The organism is Qipengyuania sp. NPDC077563 (genome assembly GCF_044901345.1).
Taxonomy (GTDB): domain Bacteria; phylum Pseudomonadota; class Alphaproteobacteria; order Sphingomonadales; family Sphingomonadaceae; genus Qipengyuania; species Qipengyuania aestuarii.
On record NZ_JBJDPC010000001.1, the window covers coordinates 441,223 to 457,945 of the forward strand.

The following is a 16,723-nucleotide window of genomic DNA, read 5'->3' on the forward strand; positions in this document are numbered from 1 at the left end:
ATTGCCGCCCGCTCAGCGACTGATCAACAGCGCCGTGGGCCCCTGCTGAACGGAGAAACCCTTGGCGCGCAGGGCATCGGCGAGACCGCCGATGGAGCCGGAATAGCTGACCGTCAGGACCGAAGTGCCGCCGATCGCCGTCGAGCGCACGCCCGAAGAGCGTACGCCCGGCGTGGCGCGGACATCGGCCAGGATCGCGCTGAAGCTGTCCGCGTCGGGCGATGCGAACTGTACGGTGTAAAGCGCGACCGATCCTTCGGGCGGCGGACGGTCGATGGGCGCCGTGCTCAGCGCGCCGTCGCTGGTCGTCGGGGCAGGCGCGGCTTCCACCTCCGCGCGCTGTTCGTCCTGGACGCGCAGCCGGCGGCCGAGATCGACCAGCCGCTGGATCGCGGGATTGAGTTCACCCGGCTTCACATCCAATGTCGGGTCGGGCTGGATCCTGCCGGATGCGAGCGCGCTTTCGAAAAGTTTGTCGAAGCGGGCCACGGCCTTGGCGAGCATCAGCGGCAGCTCGTCGGGATTGTCCGCGCGCAGGGTAAAGCTGGCCAGAAAATCGCTGTCGGCCCCGTGACGGGCGGTGAACGTCCCTTCGATCGGGCCGCCGGGATAGGAATATTTGAGATTGGCGATCGGCACCAGCACATCCGCAGCGCCGAATTCATCCAGGATGTTGTTCCACCACACGCGGCTGCGGCGGGTCGTCTGGCCGAAGGTCAGCAACAGCGATTCGCCGCCCGAACCTTGCGGCCGGACGTAATCGATCCGGCTCTGACCGGCCTGGAATTCGGCCCATGCCGCCTGCCAGGGATTGCGCTGTTCGTACATCAGCTGCGTGCCGCCGGACACGGTGACGGGCAGCACCAGCATCGGCGCACTGCGCGCCGCGCGGCCATCTTCACCCAGATAGGCGGACGCCCGCTGCCGGTCGAACACCACGCCCAGCGTGGCGACATAGCGTTTCGGGCCCAGCCGTTCGCTTTCGATCACGATCGCCGAGACGAGGCTGACGATGCGCGATTCGGGCAGGTCCGGGCCGTCCAGCTCTTTCCAGGCCTTTACCTGCGCTTCACGCCAGGCTTCCTCGCGCGCTTCCACGCCGCTGTCGGCGCTGACATCTACTTCGACGCCGGACACCTGAATGTCGGTGGAAGCCGCGACGGGCGCGATTCCGCGGTCCCCGCCGACCTGGGCCTGTGCCAGCCAGCCAGCCCCGCCCGCCAGGGCGATACCTGAAGCGATGAGAGCGGTGCGCGCGCGACGGGAGGAGAAAAAAGAGTTGCCCATGGGGTGTTCGGGGGCCTTTTGCCCAAAGCATTCGGGAAATCCAAGCGGGAATGCTGGAAATTACCGGCAAAGTGCGCAAAAGGCTTGGCGCATGAGTAGCAACACGCCTTCCTACACCTATGAACAGGCCGGAGTTTCGATCGATGCAGGCAATGCGCTCGTCAAGGCGATCGGACCACTGGTGAAAGCCACCATGCGTCCCGGCGCGGACGGGGAGATCGGCGGCTTCGGCGGCTTCTTCGACCCCAAGGCCGCCGGTTACAAGGACCCGCTGCTGGTCGCCGGAAACGATGGCGTGGGTACCAAGCTCAAGCTGGCGATCGACAGCGACATGCATGACACCGTGGGCATCGACCTCGTCGCCATGTGCGTGAACGATCTGATCGTCCAGGGCGCAGAGCCGCTGTTCTTCCTCGACTATTTCGCCACCGGCAAGCTGGAGAACGGAGTCGCCGAGCGCGTGATCGCGGGCATAGCAGAAGGCTGCAAGCAGGCCGGCTGCGCGCTGATCGGCGGCGAGACCGCTGAAATGCCCGGCATGTATGCGGGCGGCGACTATGATCTAGCGGGCTTCTGCGTGGGCGCGGTGGAACGCGGCGAACAGCTGACCGGCGACCGCGTGGCCCCGGGGCATATCCTCCTCGGCCTCAAGAGTTCGGGCGTCCATTCGAACGGTTTCTCGCTGGTCCGGCGCCTTGCCGAAGACAAGCAGTGGAAGCTCGACCGGCCCGCGCTGTTCGACAGCGACCGGCTGCTGATCAACACGCTGATCGAACCCACCCGCATCTATGTGAAGACCCTGCTCCCGCTGGTGCGCGACGGCCTGATCGACGCGATGGCGCACATCACCGGCGGCGGTCTGCTGGAAAACATTCCCCGCGTCCTGCCGCAGGGCGCGCATGCCGAAGTGGATGCCGATGGCTGGGATCAGCCCGGGTTGATGGCTTTCCTGCAGGCGCAGGGCAATATCGAGCCGGGCGAAATGGCGCGCACCTTCAATTGCGGTGTCGGCATGGTGCTGGCCGTGGCCCCGTCCAAGGTCGAACTGGTCCGCACCCGCCTGGAAGAAACAGGCGAGGACGTGCTGGCGATCGGCCGCATCACCGAAGGCGAAAAGGGCTGCACCGTGCGCGGCTCGCAAGGCACATGGTCCGCGAAAGAGGACTGGGAGGCAGTGCATCTTGGCTGACGCCGCTTCGCCGGCCAGAACCAGGGTCGCGATTTTCATTTCCGGGCGCGGTAGCAACATGGCCGCGCTGCTCTATGCTGCGGCTCTGCCGGATGCCGCCTATGACGTGGTGCTGGTCGCGGCCAACGATCCGCAGGCCGAAGGGCTTGCCCTGGCGGAGGCGGAGGGCATTCCCACCTTCGCGCTGTCGCACAAGGGGATGAGCCGCGCGGATCACGATGCCGCGATGGACGAAGCTGCCCGCAATGCCGGGGCCGAGTTTATCGTGCTGGCCGGATATATGCGTATCCTCACCGAAGGCTTTGCCCGGCAATGGCAGGGCAGGATGCTCAACATCCACCCGTCCCTGCTGCCGAAATATCCCGGCCTCGACACGCATCAGCGCGCTATCGAGGCAGGCGACAGCCATGGCGGCGTGTCGGTCCATCTCGTCACTCCAGAACTCGATGCCGGGCAGGTCCTGGCACAGATCAAGGTGGCGATTCGCGCAGGCGAGACGGCTGACAGCCTTGCCGAGCGGGTCCGCTTTGCCGAGCACCAGCTCTACCCCCGTGTCCTCAATGATTATCTGCGGATGAAGCGCTGATGGGCCGTCTCAGCCCCTATATCTTTTTCATGCTCGCGGTGATCGCTTTCGGCATGATCGCGTTCCAGCCCGACGACAGCTGGCAGACCGAGCAGGTCAATCTGTTCGACGCCGTACTGATCACCGTCGGCGTCCTCCTCGGCGCACATGTCCTGCGCAAGGTCGGTCAGGCGCTCTACAAGCGCTTCAGGGACCGGCAGGAGTGAGCCCGCCCCGCCCGCATCTTTTCACCCGCTCCAGCTTTGCCGAGTGGGCAGATCGCGCGATCGGGGCCATGTGGGAACGCGGCTGGACCGAGCGCCCGCGGCTCGATCCCGATTTCCTCTGGGCGGAAGGGTCGGAGGGCTTTTCGCCGGAAGATGAGATTTCCATCCGCAGCGAGGAAGACGTCGCCGATTTCCGCCTGCGGCTGGAAAAACTGTGCGCAGCGCTGAATGACGAAGCCCAGCTCAATGCACTGGGCCACACCATGGCCTATGGCCAGCTGAAAGGGGCGATCCGCAAACGCCACGCGCTGGGCCGCCTGTGGCGCGAACAGCCGGACCTGGCCGCCACCGCCCTCGCCTCGCCGATCATCGTGCTCGGCCAGATGCGCAGCGGCACCACGCGCGTGCAGCGCCTGCTCGCCGCCGATCCGCGCTTCAGCGGCACACGGTTCTGCGACAGCCACGATCCGGTGCCATCCCGCCCGGATTTGCGCCCGATCAAGGCCCGCGCCGGCCTGTTCCTGGCGCGCCGTATCAATCCGTGGCTGGAAACCATGCATCCCTTCGGTGCAATACGGACCGATGAAGAGATCGGCTGGTTGGCCGCCGCGCTCTCGCCCGCCGCATTCGAGGCGCAGTGGCGTATCCCCTCGTTTGTCGCCTTCAGCGAGAAGCGAAGCGCTGCGCCGATCTATCGTGAATTCTGCCGCATCCTGCGCACCGATGCCGCATGGCACGGCAATGCAGGGCGTGCGCGCCTGCTCAAATGCCCGCAGTTCAGCGAGGATTTGCCCGAATTGCTTGCCCGCTTTCCCGATGCGCGCCTCGTCCTGTGCGAACGCGACCGGGATGCCGTGCTGGCCAGCAGCCTGTCGATGGTGGCCAGCCAGCGCGCCTTCCAGAGCGACAGCCATTGCGAGGAAGAACTGCACCGCGAGTGGGAGCGCAAGATAGAGCTGCGAGAAAGCTGCACCGCCGCCGCCCTCGACCAGACCGGCAGACCGCTTTCAAGCGTGTGCTTCCGCCGCCTGAACGATCAGCCGCATCATGTTCTGGAACAAGTCTACCGTGATCTTGGCCACGGCTACGACGGCACGGCGAAGGCCGCGGTGGAAAGGGAGCTCGCGCTGGCGAGCAAGGGACATCATCGAAAACACCGCAAACAGATTGCGCGGCTCACCCCGGCTTTGCGGGAAACCTCAGGCTGAAACCCCGCCCTTGCGGCCGACATATTGGGGAAGCGTCAGCTGCGCGAAGGACCGCGTCACTTCGGCAGAACAGATGCGCCCATCGCGGAAAAGCAGCCGCCACATCGTCGGCCCGGCGATTTCGTCAATATCGCTCTCGAGATGGCCCCGCAGCAGCACTTCGCCGCGATTGTGGTCCAGCGAGTCGATGACAGTGGCCGGACAGCCCGCAGCTTCGCGAAACTTCCGGTCTTCCCTGATGTACTTATCGCGCCCGATGATGCTCCTGCCGGTCGCATCGGAAAAGCGGAAATCCTTGGTAAGATACTTGTCTACCTCGGAATAATCCATCCGGCTGACGGCCGAAACCAGGTTGCGGACCAGCGCTTCGCGCTGCCGTTTCGGGCTGACCCGGTTGAGGATGGCTGAAAGCATAACGGGCACCCTCCTATCACAGGAGCGTGCCCGCTGCCTATTTCATATGTTTACCCGCTGGAAACTTTAACAAAGTTTCACAAGCGGCGGCAATCAGCCGACGATTTCGTCTTCGTTGAAGAAGAATTCGATTTCGGTCTTGGCGTTTTCGTCGCTGTCCGAACCGTGGACCGAGTTGGCTTCGATCGATTCCGCATAGGTCTTGCGGATTGTGCCGTCGTCGGCGTCGGCCGGGTTGGTGGCGCCCATCACGTCACGGTTGCGCTTCACGGCGTCTTCGCCTTCGAGCACCTGCACCACGACCGGACCGGAGATCATGAAGTCGACCAGTTCGCCGAAGAAGGGGCGTTCCTTGTGGACGGCGTAGAAGCCTTCGGCCTGGTCCTTGGTCATCTGGATACGCTTCGATGCAACGACGCGCAGGCCGGCATCCTCAAGCATCTTGGTTACTGCGCCGGTCAGGTTGCGGCGCGTTGCATCGGGCTTGATGATCGAAAAGGTGCGGGTAACCGCCATGTTCAAATTCCTTGCGAAATATGGTTTTCAATTGTGGGAGAATGTTCTCGCGCGCGCCCTAGCGCCCGGACGCGCGAACGGCAAGATTTACCGCAGGCCGCGGGTCACGCTGACCTGTCCCTGCGTCGCCCGCGCTTTCTCGGTTACCTGCAGGGCAAAGCTCGATCGATCGGCATTATTCTCACCGCCGATGGTGGTGGTTTCGCCCGCATCGACTTCCACTTCCACCTCGATCCCGGCGGCCTGTGCCTGCCTGCGATAGAAGTCGACCACGCTCGCGCGCGGATCGGGCGTGGTGAATTCCACCGTCACGAAGGTGCCATCGCCCTGCTCGACCCAGGTGGTATTGGTGATCTGCGCATTGGGATAAGCGGTAAAGGGCGGCGGAAAACGCGCTTCGACCTCGCTGCCGGCCTGCATCGTCGTGGTCACGCCATCGGAATCGGTCAGCGTGGCGCGCACTTCTCCGCTCTCGGCATCGATGTCGTAAGAACCAATCGGCTCGGCTATCTCTTCCGGCGCGCCGGTATCGCCCTCATCCTCCAGCTTGCTGCAGGCAGACAGGATCAATGCGGGAAGCAGCGTGAAGGAAAGCAGATGTCTCATGCTCTCTCGACGGGTGAGAGGCAGGCGAGTTCCAGTAAATTCAGCGGCCTTCGCGCCAGCCGCCTTCGGGGGTCTGCTTGAAGATGCGGTTGTCGATGGCCTCTCTCGCGGCAAGATCGCGCCACAGGGTGCGCGCATCGTCGGTCGCCGCGGCATCGAACAGCAGCATCACGCGGTCGAAGGTGGTCGCCTCCTCGCGCCACTTGCCATCCGCCAGGATCGCCATGCGGGCATCATTGGGCGCAGCGCATTCGGCCGACAGCAGGATCGGCTGGCGCGCGGCATGGGGCTGATCGGCCGGGCCATTGGCGAGGAAGGCGCCGCCCCCCTGCCCCCACAGGGTCTGCGACAGACCTTCGCGCTGCGCGTCATCCTGCGCCACGATGACCAGCCTTTCCCCCGCCTGCATGACCTTGCGGGCAAGCTTGCCCACCGTCACATCCACGGGATCGCGGCTCAGCTGATAGAAATCGACGCGCATATGTGTGTCCTACCGCCCCGCTGTCCAAGGATGATCAGCCCTCACCGGATTTGGTCCGGCGGCACCGTTCGGAGCAATAGCGTACATTGTCCCAGTCGCGGGCCCATTTCTTGCGCCAGGCGAAGCTGAGGCCGCATGTGACGCAGACCTTGGTAGGAAGGTCTGCCTTGCGCCTCATCTTCGCCATGACGCTGTTACCGCCTCAGCCTTCCGCCGTGTCGGCTACGAGGCGATCGATCAGGCGGACACCGAAGCCGGTTGCGCCCTTGCCCCAGGTCCGGCCGGGCTTTTCCGACCAGGCCGTGCCCGCGATGTCGATGTGCGCCCAAGGCGTATCGTCGAGGATAAAGCGCTGCAGGAACTGCGCCGCCGTGATCGAGCCTGCGCCCTTGCCGCCGATGTTCTTCATGTCGGCGATCGGGCTGTCGATCAGCTTGTCGTAAGCCTTGCCGATCGGCATGCGCCATACCTTGTCGCCCACGGCCTCGCCCGCATCGGCCAGTTCCTTGGACAGCGTGTCATCGTTCGAGAACAGGCCGGCATATTCATTGCCGAGCGAGATGATGATCGCACCCGTCAGCGTGGCGAAATCGACGATCCGCGCAGGCTTGAACTCCTTCTGGGTCCAGTGCAGCGCATCGGCCAGCACCAGACGGCCTTCGGCGTCGGTGTTGAGGATTTCGATGGTCTGGCCGCTCATGGAGGTGACCACGTCGCCCGGACGCTGGGCATTGCCGTCGGGCATGTTTTCCACCAGGCCCATGACGCCTACGACATTGGCCTTCGCCTTGCGCTTGACCAGCGACAGCATGCCGCCTGCCACCGCGCCGGCGCCGCCCATGTCCCACTTCATGTCTTCCATGCCGGGTCCCGGCTTGATCGAGATGCCGCCGGTATCGAAGGTCACGCCCTTGCCGACGAAGGCGGTCGGCGCTTCGCTGCCGCCGCCGTTCCAGCGGATCGCGAGGATGCGCGAATCGCGCGACGAGCCTTGCCCGACGCCGAGCAGCGATCCCATGCCGAGCTCTTCCATCTGCGCTTCGTCGAGCACGACGAGTTCGGCGCCGGTACCCTCGAAGCGTTCCTGGCAGCGCGCCACGAAGCTTTCGGGATAGATGATGTTGGCCGGTTCGGTGACCAGTTCGCGGGTGAATTCCACGCCCTCGGCCAGGGCCGATGCTTCGGCCCAGGCATCTTCGATGCCGTCCGGCCCGCCGACCACGGTCACGCTTTCCAGCGTGATCTTCTGATCGTCCTTCAGCTTGGTACGGTAGATGTCATAGCGCCAGTTGCGCAGCCGCAGGCCGAGCAGGACATGCGCCGCCTCGTCGGCCGACAAGTCGCTTTCCGAAAGGTCGAGCACCAGTTCCTTGTCGCCGCTCGACTGGTATTTCGCGGTCAGTGCCGCACCGGCGTTTTCCAGATTGGCGAGGCGTGCGTCGGAGTTCTTCTCGCCCGCACCGGCCAGCGCCAGCCGGGCAACTTCGCCGCCGTCCTCGACGAAGCCGTCGAAGGTCTGGCCGGTGTTGCCGCGGAAACGCGCTGCCTCGGCGCCTGCGCGCATCGCGGCATTGGTGGCAGAAGGAAGCTTGCCCTTGTCGACCACATGCGCAATTAGGCGCGCGCCTTGCGGACGGGACTGATTGAACTGAATGTGCATGGATTCTCCAGAATTCTCTAATGAGCGGGACGCGCCCGAAAGCTGCAAGTCCCGAACGAACCCGATTGCGATTAGGCGTGGCGGGTGCGATAGGCAAGCCATGCACCGTGGCCGCGCCCTTCCGTCGAATCACGTGATGCATCTTCTCGGCACTGCCGTGGCCGGACTGGCCCTGTGCCATGCGGCCCCCGGTTTCGCGCAGGATGGCGCCGCCACCGGCACCGGCACCGTGGAACAGCCCGAAGGCGAAAATCCCACCGATCTGCCCGCCCCCGATCAGCCGGGCGAAGAGCCTGTGGTGATCGCCAGCGAAGACGATCTGCCCGCCCCCACACCCGAATTCAACGCGGCTGGCGAGCGGCAGATATCCTTTGCCGCAGACATCCTCAGTTATGATTCCGACGGTGAGACGACCACGGCAGAGGGCGATGTGGTGCTCCAATCGGGTGACCGGTCGCTGCGCGCGAACAAGGTTACCTGGAACCAGCGCACCGGCCTGATCACCGCCACCGGCAATGTCCGCTTCGTGGACGAGAACGGCAACCAGCTCTTTACCGAGCGGGTCGAACTGACCGACGAGTTCGAGGCCGGGGAGATGGAAGATCTCCTCCTCGCCCTGCGCCAGGGCGGCCGGCTCGCCGCCAATCGCGGCATCCGCGAAAGCGATGGCACGGTGGCGCTGGAAGAAGCCGCTTACAGCGCCTGCGCCGTCACCACGCCCGAAGGCTGCGACAAGGAACCGAGCTGGCGCATCACCGCCGACCGCGTGACCTACGATCCGGCCGAAGCCCGCGTCAGCTTCACCGGCGCCTATCTCGAAGTGTTCGGCCAGCGCCTGATCCCGCTGCCCGGCCTGTCGGTCCGCACCGATGGCGGGGCCGTGGGCGGCTTCCTGGTGCCCGACGTGCGCTTTTCCAAGAGCAACGGGATCGAGGTTTCGGGCAGCTATTACCTGCGCCTGGCCGACAACAAGGACCTTACGCTTTCGGGCTATGTCTTTTCCAAGACCACGCCGATGGTGTCCGCCCAATGGCGCCACCTCACCGGTAAGGGCGCCTATCAGATCACCGGCTATGTCTTCGCCAATGGCAAGTTCCAGTTCAGCCCGAACTGGAGCCTGACCAGCTCGCTCCGTCTGGCGACCGACAAGACCTTCCTCAGGCGCTACGACATCAGCCGTGACGACCGGCTGCGCTCGCACCTCAGCGTGGAACGGATCGACGCCGATTCCTATCTCGCGGTCGAAGGCTGGGCCACGCAGACGCTGCGGCTGAACCAGGATCAGGACACGGTTCCCGTCGCCCTGCCGCTGATCGACTATCGCCGCCGCATCGCCGATCCCGTGCTGGACGGGCAGCTGGACCTGCAGCTCAACACCATGGCGGTCACGCGCAATATCGGCCAGGACACGCAGCGCGCCTTTGCCAGGGCGGAATGGTCGCGCCGCGCGATCACCGGCATGGGCCAGGTCTTCACCCTGACCGGCATGGTCCGCGGCGATGTCTATCATTCGGACGACAATCTCGAAAATCCCAACGCCTATTATCGCGGCGAAGAAGGGTGGCAGACCCGCGGGGTCGCGCTGGCCGCGGCCGATGTTGAATGGCCTTTCGTGGGCAGCGTCGCCGGCTTCGATCAGGTCTTCACCCCCCGCGTGCAGCTGGTCGCCACGCCAGAGATTAAGAACCTCGCCATCCCCAATGAAGATGCGCGGGCGATCGATCTGGAAGATTCCAACCTCTTCGCGCTCAACCGCTTCCCGGGCTATGACCGGGTCGAAGACGGCGCGCGCGTGACCTACGGTTTCGACTGGAAGCTGCGGCGGCCGGGCGTGGAAATCTTCACCACGCTGGGCCAATCCTATCGCCTCGATGCCGATCGCGACATTTTCCCCGATGGCACCGGCCTGTCCGAACGGGTCAGCGATTTCGTTGGCCGCACCGAAGTTCGCTATCGCGATTTCCTCAAGGTGGCGCACCGTTACCGGCTGGATAAGGACAATTTCGCCGTCCGCCGCAACGAATTCGATGCGACGGTGGGCACCAGCCGCACCTATGCCGAAATCGGCTATCTCCGGCTCAACCGCAATATCGACACGGTCGAGGATCTGCAGGACCGCGAGGAACTGCGCGCCGCCGTGCGTGTCGCCTTCGCCAATTACTGGTCGGTATTCGGATCGGGCGTGTTCAACCTCACCGACAGCGAGGAAGACCCCACCTTCGGCAGCGACGGTTTCCAGCCCATCCGCACGCGGCTGGGCGTCGCCTATCAGGACGACTGCCTCGAAATGGGCGCGACCTGGCGGCGGGATTACATCTCGGCCGGCGACGCGCGGCGCGGCGATACCTTCCAGCTGTACTTCAGCTTGAAGAATCTGGGTTTCCGGTAGGGACCTGATATTGGCAGCGCGGGTCAAACCCGCTATCCGCCACGCGCAATCAGCTACGGTTCAGCCTTTACAGGGCAAACCGCAGGCTATCCGGGCGCAGATATCGCGCCGCAAGGGAAGACAAGCGTGAACGCACATATCGTATCGAAATTCATGGGAATGACCGCCGCGCTGGGCCTCGCACTGGGTGCGCCCGGCGTGTACGCGCAGGCTGACGGCCAGGCGGTCGAAGCCAATCCGCTCGGTCTCCCCGACCAGCCGACGATGCTGGGCGAAACGGATCCGAATGTCCGCCGGGCCACCGCCGTGGTCAACGGCCACGTCATCACCGGCACCGATCTCGATCAGCGCGTCGCCCTGCTCGTCAATGCCAACGACACCGAGCTTCCGCCGGAAGAGATGGAGCGCGTGCGCGCCCAGGTGCTGCGCAATCTGATCGACGAAACGCTGCAGATCCAGGCCGCCGAAGCCGAAGACATCGTGATTTCCGACCCCGAGGTCGACCAGACCTTCGCCCGCGTTGCCGCGCAGAACAACCAGCGGGTCGAAGACATGGGCGATTATCTCGCCAGCGTGGGATCCTCGGCCGCTTCGCTCAAGCGCCAGATCAAGGGCGAACTCGCTTGGCAGCGCCTGCTGCGCCAGAAGGTATCCTTCTTCGTCAACGTGTCTGCCGAAGAAGTGAACGAGATGATGGAGCGTCTGGAAGCATCCAAGGGCACCAATGAATATTGGGTCTGGGAAATCTTCCAGTCCGCCACGCCCGAAAATGACGCGGCAGTGGAAGCCAATGCGGCCAAGATCATGGAACAATTGCGCCAGGGCGGCAGCTTCGTTGCCTATGCGCGCCAGTTCTCCGAAGCATCGACAGCGGCTGTCGGCGGCGATCTGGGCTGGATCAGGCTGCCCCAGCTGGGCGATCCGCAGCTTGAAACCATCGTCGACCAGATGGAACCGGGCCAGCTTGTCGGTCCGCTGAAGATTCCGGGCGGTTACTGGATCGTCTACCTGCGCGACAAGCGCCAGGTGCTCATGGCCGATCCGCGCGATGCGACGCTCAGCCTCAAGCAGATCCAGTTGACCTTCGATCCCGCCGCTGCCGAAGCGCAGAACCAGGCGAAGCTACAGGCCTTCCTCGGCGGCGTGCAATCGATGCGCGGCTGCGGCAGCGCCGATGAAACCGCGGCAGCGCTGGGCGCCAGCGTCGTCACCAACGACCAGATCCGCGCCCGTTCGCTGCCCGAACAGCTTCAGAACATCGTCCTGAACCTGCAGATCGGCGAAACCACCCCGCCCTTCGGTTCGGTGGAAGAAGGCGTGCGCGTCCTCATGCTGTGCGGCCGTGACGATCCCGAATCCGCCGATGGTCCGAACTTCGACCAGCTGATGGCCCAGCTCGAAGACGAGCGCACCAACAAGGCGGCCCAGCGGTATCTGCGCGATCTGCGCAACGACGCCTATATCGAATACAATTGACCATGACCCCGCTCCCATTGGCCGTATCGCTCGGCGATCCGGCCGGGATCGGGCCTGAAATCATTGTCGAGGCGTGGTCCCGCCGCAAAGACGGGGGCACGCCTCCTTTTTTCGTCGTCGGCGGGCCAGACGTTCTTAAACAGGCTGCGGCAAAGCGCGGCCTAGCGTTAGAGATCGCCAGCGTATCCCAGGCAACAGACGTCGCCGCGCTGTGGCCGGACGCCCTGCCCGTGCTTGGTGAGAAAGACTGTACCTACACGCCCGGACAGCCGGATGCCGACGGGGCGCGGCTGGCGCTCTTCTCGCTGACCGAGGGGGCCCGGCTTGCCGCGCAGGGCGAAGCTGGCGGCTTGGTCACGGCGCCGATCGCCAAGGGAGAACTGGCCAAGGTCGGCTTCACCCAGCCCGGACAGACCGAATTTCTCGCCGATGCAGTGGGCTGCGCGCGGGACGATGCCGTGATGATGCTCGCCGGGCCCAGCCTGCGGGCAGTCCCGCTGACGGTGCATTGCGCGCTGGCCGATGTGCCCGCGCTTTTGACCGAAGAGATGATCGTCCGCCGCGCGCGCATCGTCGCTGCCGCGCTGCGCCGCGATTTCGGCATCGAAAACCCGCGCATCGCCATCTGCGGGCTGAACCCGCATGCGGGCGAACAGGGCCGTTTCGGCAGCGAGGAAACCACCATCATCGAACCGGCGATCGCGCAATTGCGGGCAGAGGGTCTCCCGGTCACCGGGCCGCACCCCGGCGACGCCCTGTTCACGCCGCGCGCGCGCAAGACCTATGACGCGGCGCTGGCGATGTATCACGATCAGGCGCTCATCCCGATCAAGGCACTGGATTTCGACGAGGGGGTGAATGTCACGCTGGGCCTGCCGATCGTGCGCACCAGCCCCGATCACGGCACTGCCTTCGATATTGCCGGCAAGGCGCTGGCCGATCCCGGCGCGATGATGGCCGCCCTGCGCATGGCGGGCGACATGGCGGCACGGCGCGCGGCGCATGGCTGATCTTCCCCCTCTACGCGAAGTCATCGCGCGCCACGGTCTGTCCGCCAGCAAGGCGCTGGGCCAGAATTTCCTGTTCGACGAACACTTGCTCGACCGGATCGCGGCGCTGCCCGGCGATCTGAGCGGTCGCCGCGTGCTCGAAGTCGGTCCGGGTCCCGGCGGTCTCACCCGCGCGCTGCTGCGCGCCGGGGCGGATGTGACCGCGATCGAGATGGACAGCCGCTGCCTGCCCGCGCTGGCAGAACTGGAAGCGGCCTTTCCGGGCAAGCTGCGCGTGATCCAAGGCGATGCGCTCAAGCTCGACCATGCGGAAATCATGGGGGGCGAGCCTTTCGCCATCCTGTCCAACCTGCCCTATAACGTCGGCACCGCGCTGTTCACCCGCTGGCTGGGCGGCGAGGAATGGCCCCCGCTGTGGACCTCGCTCACGCTCATGTTCCAGCAGGAAGTCGCCCAGCGGATTGCGGCAAAGCCGGGTGCCTCGGCCTATGGCCGGCTGGCGATCCTGGCGCAGTGGCGCGCCGAGGCGCGGCTGGCGATGAAAGTCCATCGCAGCGCGTTCACGCCCCCGCCCAAGGTGATGAGCGCGATCGTCCATGTCGAACCCGCCGCCATGCCCGCAGGCGTATCGGCGCGGATGCTGGAGCGCGTGACCGAAGCCGCCTTCGGCCAGCGGCGCAAGATGCTGCGCCAGAGCCTCAAGGGTCTCCCCGGCGCGGTGGAGGCGCTGGAGACGCTGCGCATCGACCCGCAGCGGCGGGCCGAAACGCTCGAAGTGAGTGATTTCATCGCGCTGGCCAGAGCGCTGACCGGACCCCAGGGCTAGAGCCGAAACTCAGTTCCCGCTGGCAAGCTTGCGCAGCAGCTGCGCCGCAATGTCGAGCACCTGTAGCTTTTCGGCATGCTGCATGACCACACTCATATCGTCGGACAGGGCATCGGCCAGATCGTCGAGCGAATGTGCTACGCGCTTCATGTCGTCGACCGTGATGACCGAATTGTGCATCGGCGCGAGCGAGGTGGGCTGCGGTTTGCCGCTTTCGCGGCGGCTGAATTCTTCCAGGATCCGCTGGAAAGCGCGGTCGACCGAGGCTTGCGGCGGCGCATCGGGGAACCAGGCGGTGACCTCGGTCCGCTCGTCGAAGGAAATGCCTGCCTGATCGGCCGCGCGCCACACCACCTTGCCGCTGACCGACAGCGGCCCGCGCCGCAGTTCCACGGCATTGCCCACGGCGGGAAGCCCCTCGCCCTCGATCAGCGCGCCCAGCGCGGAAATGTTGCACAGTCTCACCGCGCCGCCACCTTCGGACGCGAGGAAACTTGCCCGGACGAGCAAGTCCACCCGTTCCTCGCGGCGCTGAGCCTTCGTATTGACAGTCAAGCTGGGCGATCCCTCAGATTAAGTGACCGCTGTCTTAACTTACAAACTTTACCAGTTGCTTGACGAAATCACCCCTGCGCCGATTTCTTTTGCTGGCGCCATCGATGCAGGAGCGGTTCGGTATAGCCGCTGGGCTGCTCCACGCCCTTGAAAATCAGGTCCTTGGCAGCGCTGAAGGCGGCGCCGTCCTCATTCTCGAGCAGCGCTTCATAGAGCGGATCGCCCGCGTTCTGCTGGTCCACCTTGGCGGCCATGCGGCGCAGACTGTCCATCACCTGATCGTGCGAGATCACGCCGTGCAGCAGCCAGTTGGCGATGTGCTGGCTGGAAATGCGCAGCGTCGCGCGGTCTTCCATCAGGCCGACGTCGTTGATGTCGGGCACCTTCGAACAGCCCACCCCCTGATCGACCCAGCGCACCACATAGCCGAGCAGGCCCTGGCAATTGTTGTCCAGTTCCTCGGCAATCTCGTCTTCCGACCAGTTGGTGCCATCGGCGAGCGGGATGGTCAGCAGCTCGTCCAGCTTCGCCTCTTCGGGCAGGCCCTGCTGGATCTCGAACACGTCTTCCCGGTGATAGTGGATGGCGTGGAGCGTGGCGGCAGTGGGGCTCGGCACCCAGGCGGTGTTGGCCCCGGCCCGCAGATGGCCGATCTTCTCCAGCATCATCTGGCCCATCAGATCGGGCGCGGCCCACATGCCCTTGCCGATCTGCGCGCGGCCCGACAGGCCATGCTTGAGGCCGATGCCGACATTGCGCGCCTCGTAAGCCTTGAGCCAGGCGGAGTTCTTCATCTCGCCCTTGCGCATCATCGGCCCGGCCCGCATCGAGGTGTGGATTTCATCCCCCGTCCGGTCGAGGAAGCCGGTGTTGATGAACACGATCCGGTCCTTCACCGCATGGATGCAGGCCGCCAGATTGGCCGAAGTGCGCCGTTCCTCGTCCATCACGCCGACCTTGATCGTGTGGCGCGGCAGGTCCAGCAGATCCTCCACCGCATCGAACAGATCGTTGGTGAAGGCGCATTCTTCCGGCCCGTGCATCTTGGGCTTCACGATATAGATCGAACCGCAACGCGAATTGCCGTATTTGCCCAGCCCCGCGACATCCTGCGCCGAGATCGCGCTGGTCATCACCGCGTCCAGAATGCCCTCGGGAATCTCGCTGCCGTCCCACTGCATCGCCGGGTTGGTCATCAGATGGCCGACATTACGCACAAACATGAGGCTGCGGCCGGGGAGGCGGAACGTGGCGCCTGAAGCATCCTTATAGCTGAGATCACCCGCCAGTTCTCGCGTGAGCGTCTTCCCGCCCTTCTCGAAGCTTTCGGACAGATCGCCGCGAATGATGCCGAGCCAGTTGCGATAGGCGGTGAGCTTGTCCTCCGCATCCACCGCCGCCACCGAATCCTCGCAATCGGCGATGGTGGTCAGCGCGGCTTCCAGCACCACGTCGGAAATGCCCGCCCGGTCGGTCTTGCCGATGGCGCTCTCGCGGTCGAACTGCACTTCGACGTGGAGGCCGTTGTTGCGGAACAGCAGGCCCCTGGCGGTCGCGCCCACCCGCTGCCCCTCGTCGCTTAGCGCGATATCGTCACGCCCAGAAATATCCGCCCAGCTTCCCGTCGCCAGCGGCAACGTCTCGTCGAGGAACTTGCGGCCTTGCGCAATCACCGCCGCCCCGCGCTCCTCGTCATAACCGCCCGGCCGCGCCGGCGGCGCATCGAGCGCGTCGGTGCCGTAGAGCGCGTCGTACAGGCTGCCCCAGCGCGCATTCGCCGCATTCAGCAGGAAGCGCGCATTGAGGATCGGCACGACCAGCTGCGGCCCGGCCATGGTCGCGATTTCGGGATCGACATTCTGCGTCCCGATGGTGAAATCGCCCGGCTCGGGCACCAGATAGCCGATGTCTTCGAGGAAGGCGCGATAGGCGCCTGCATCGTGGCGCTGGCCCTTGCGCTCCACATGCCAGGCGTCGATCTTCGCCTGCAAATCCTCGCGCTTCGCCAGCAGCGCGGCATTGCGCGGCGCGAATTCGCCCAGCAGGGCAGCAAGCCCTTGCCAGAACCCGTCCACATCCCGGCCCAGCGGCGGCAGGACATCGCTTTCGACGAAAGTGGCCAGCGCAGGGTCGATTTCGATACCGGCGCGCGTCACGTAATGGGTCATGGAACTCCTCTGGGTAGTCTGCGACTTGACGATGTGAACCCGGGGAGGAGTGGCACGGTCTATGCCGCCACCCGTTGACGAATGCAAGGCATGCCTGCCCGCTGCCTGTGTGGCGGGGGTGGACTTGAGGCGTGTCACGACTAAGG

At 64.9% G+C, this 16,723-nt stretch carries 17 protein-coding genes; 8 read left to right on the forward strand and 9 right to left on the reverse strand.

The genetic code is table 11. From position 1 onward, the window contains the following. Positions 1 to 12: 12 nt before the first annotated feature. A complete protein-coding gene (locus ACI2I1_RS02205) occupies positions 13 to 1,287 on the reverse strand; it encodes a heavy-metal-associated domain-containing protein (protein WP_404677726.1) in 1,275 nt (424 codons plus the stop codon). A gap of 91 nt (positions 1,288 to 1,378) precedes the next feature. Here ACI2I1_RS02205 and purM point away from each other — a divergent pair, with 91 nt between their 5' ends. Genes purM through ACI2I1_RS02225 form a run of 4 tightly spaced genes read left to right on the forward strand, consistent with a single transcriptional unit; the run spans position 1,379 to position 4,476 of the window. After that, a complete protein-coding gene (gene purM, locus ACI2I1_RS02210; protein ID WP_404677727.1) occupies positions 1,379 to 2,476 on the forward strand; it encodes a phosphoribosylformylglycinamidine cyclo-ligase in 1,098 nt (365 codons plus the stop codon). Beyond that, positions 2,469 to 3,062, forward strand: a complete 594-nt coding sequence (purN, locus tag ACI2I1_RS02215) for a phosphoribosylglycinamide formyltransferase (protein ID WP_404677728.1) — start codon at positions 2,469 to 2,471, stop codon at positions 3,060 to 3,062. The genes purM and purN overlap by 8 nt, the downstream gene beginning before the upstream one ends. Beyond that, the gene (locus ACI2I1_RS02220; RefSeq protein WP_224811974.1) at positions 3,062 to 3,268 is read left to right on the forward strand and encodes a hypothetical protein; all 207 of its coding nucleotides are present in this window, start codon (positions 3,062 to 3,064) and stop codon (positions 3,266 to 3,268) included. Before purN ends, ACI2I1_RS02220 begins: the two co-directional genes overlap by 1 nt. Continuing rightward, positions 3,265 to 4,476: a sulfotransferase gene (locus ACI2I1_RS02225; RefSeq protein WP_404677729.1), complete on the forward strand. Its 1,212-nt coding sequence runs from the start codon at positions 3,265 to 3,267 to the stop codon at positions 4,474 to 4,476. Before ACI2I1_RS02220 ends, ACI2I1_RS02225 begins: the two co-directional genes overlap by 4 nt. On the opposite strand, the gene ACI2I1_RS02230 is transcribed toward ACI2I1_RS02225, so the two are convergent. The 6 genes from ACI2I1_RS02230 to ACI2I1_RS02255 all read right to left on the reverse strand — a co-directional run bounded on the left by ACI2I1_RS02230 (position 4,468) and on the right by ACI2I1_RS02255 (position 8,153). Then, positions 4,468 to 4,890: a nuclear transport factor 2 family protein gene (locus ACI2I1_RS02230; RefSeq protein ID WP_221542928.1), complete on the reverse strand. Its 423-nt coding sequence runs from the start codon at positions 4,888 to 4,890 to the stop codon at positions 4,468 to 4,470. The genes ACI2I1_RS02225 and ACI2I1_RS02230 overlap by 9 nt on opposite strands. Positions 4,891 to 4,983: 93 nt before the next feature. Next, complete coding sequence (ndk, locus tag ACI2I1_RS02235) at positions 4,984 to 5,406, reverse strand: nucleoside-diphosphate kinase (RefSeq protein WP_404677730.1); 423 nt, start codon at positions 5,404 to 5,406, stop codon at positions 4,984 to 4,986. Positions 5,407 to 5,493: 87 nt separating this feature from the next. Next, a complete protein-coding gene (locus ACI2I1_RS02240; protein WP_404677731.1) occupies positions 5,494 to 6,012 on the reverse strand; it encodes a hypothetical protein in 519 nt (172 codons plus the stop codon). A 40-nt stretch (positions 6,013 to 6,052) separates the two neighbouring features. Next, entirely contained in the window at positions 6,053 to 6,493 is a 441-nt protein-coding gene (locus tag ACI2I1_RS02245; protein WP_404677732.1) for a DNA polymerase III subunit chi, read from the reverse strand. A gap of 34 nt (positions 6,494 to 6,527) precedes the next feature. After that, positions 6,528 to 6,680, reverse strand: coding sequence for a DUF2256 domain-containing protein (locus tag ACI2I1_RS02250; protein ID WP_404677733.1), 153 nt, complete (start codon positions 6,678 to 6,680; stop codon positions 6,528 to 6,530). A 15-nt stretch (positions 6,681 to 6,695) separates the two neighbouring features. Continuing rightward, a complete protein-coding gene (locus ACI2I1_RS02255) occupies positions 6,696 to 8,153 on the reverse strand; it encodes a leucyl aminopeptidase (protein ID WP_404677734.1) in 1,458 nt (485 codons plus the stop codon). A gap of 100 nt (positions 8,154 to 8,253) precedes the next feature. Between ACI2I1_RS02255 and ACI2I1_RS02260 the strand changes: the two genes are divergently transcribed. The 4 genes from ACI2I1_RS02260 (at position 8,254) to rsmA (ending at position 13,854) form a co-directional block, all read left to right on the forward strand. Then, positions 8,254 to 10,542, forward strand: coding sequence for an LPS-assembly protein LptD (locus tag ACI2I1_RS02260; RefSeq protein ID WP_404677735.1), 2,289 nt, complete (start codon positions 8,254 to 8,256; stop codon positions 10,540 to 10,542). Positions 10,543 to 10,668: 126 nt separating this feature from the next. Next, positions 10,669 to 12,018 (forward strand): peptidylprolyl isomerase, encoded by a 1,350-nt coding sequence (locus ACI2I1_RS02265; RefSeq protein WP_224811981.1) that lies wholly within the window; start codon positions 10,669 to 10,671, stop codon positions 12,016 to 12,018. 2 nt (positions 12,019 to 12,020) lie between these two features. Then, positions 12,021 to 13,028: a 4-hydroxythreonine-4-phosphate dehydrogenase PdxA gene (gene pdxA, locus ACI2I1_RS02270; RefSeq protein WP_404677736.1), complete on the forward strand. Its 1,008-nt coding sequence runs from the start codon at positions 12,021 to 12,023 to the stop codon at positions 13,026 to 13,028. Next, entirely contained in the window at positions 13,021 to 13,854 is an 834-nt protein-coding gene (gene rsmA, locus ACI2I1_RS02275; protein ID WP_404677737.1) for a 16S rRNA (adenine(1518)-N(6)/adenine(1519)-N(6))-dimethyltransferase RsmA, read from the forward strand. The genes pdxA and rsmA overlap by 8 nt, the downstream gene beginning before the upstream one ends. 9 nt (positions 13,855 to 13,863) lie before the next feature. Here the strand turns inward: rsmA and ACI2I1_RS02280 are convergent, their stop codons facing one another. Both ACI2I1_RS02280 and ACI2I1_RS02285 read right to left on the reverse strand, forming a co-directional pair. Continuing rightward, the gene (locus tag ACI2I1_RS02280; RefSeq protein WP_224811984.1) at positions 13,864 to 14,409 is read right to left on the reverse strand and encodes a PilZ domain-containing protein; all 546 of its coding nucleotides are present in this window, start codon (positions 14,407 to 14,409) and stop codon (positions 13,864 to 13,866) included. Positions 14,410 to 14,477: 68 nt separating this feature from the next. After that, the gene (locus tag ACI2I1_RS02285; protein WP_404677738.1) at positions 14,478 to 16,577 is read right to left on the reverse strand and encodes a malate synthase G; all 2,100 of its coding nucleotides are present in this window, start codon (positions 16,575 to 16,577) and stop codon (positions 14,478 to 14,480) included. Positions 16,578 to 16,723: the final 146 nt, after the last annotated feature.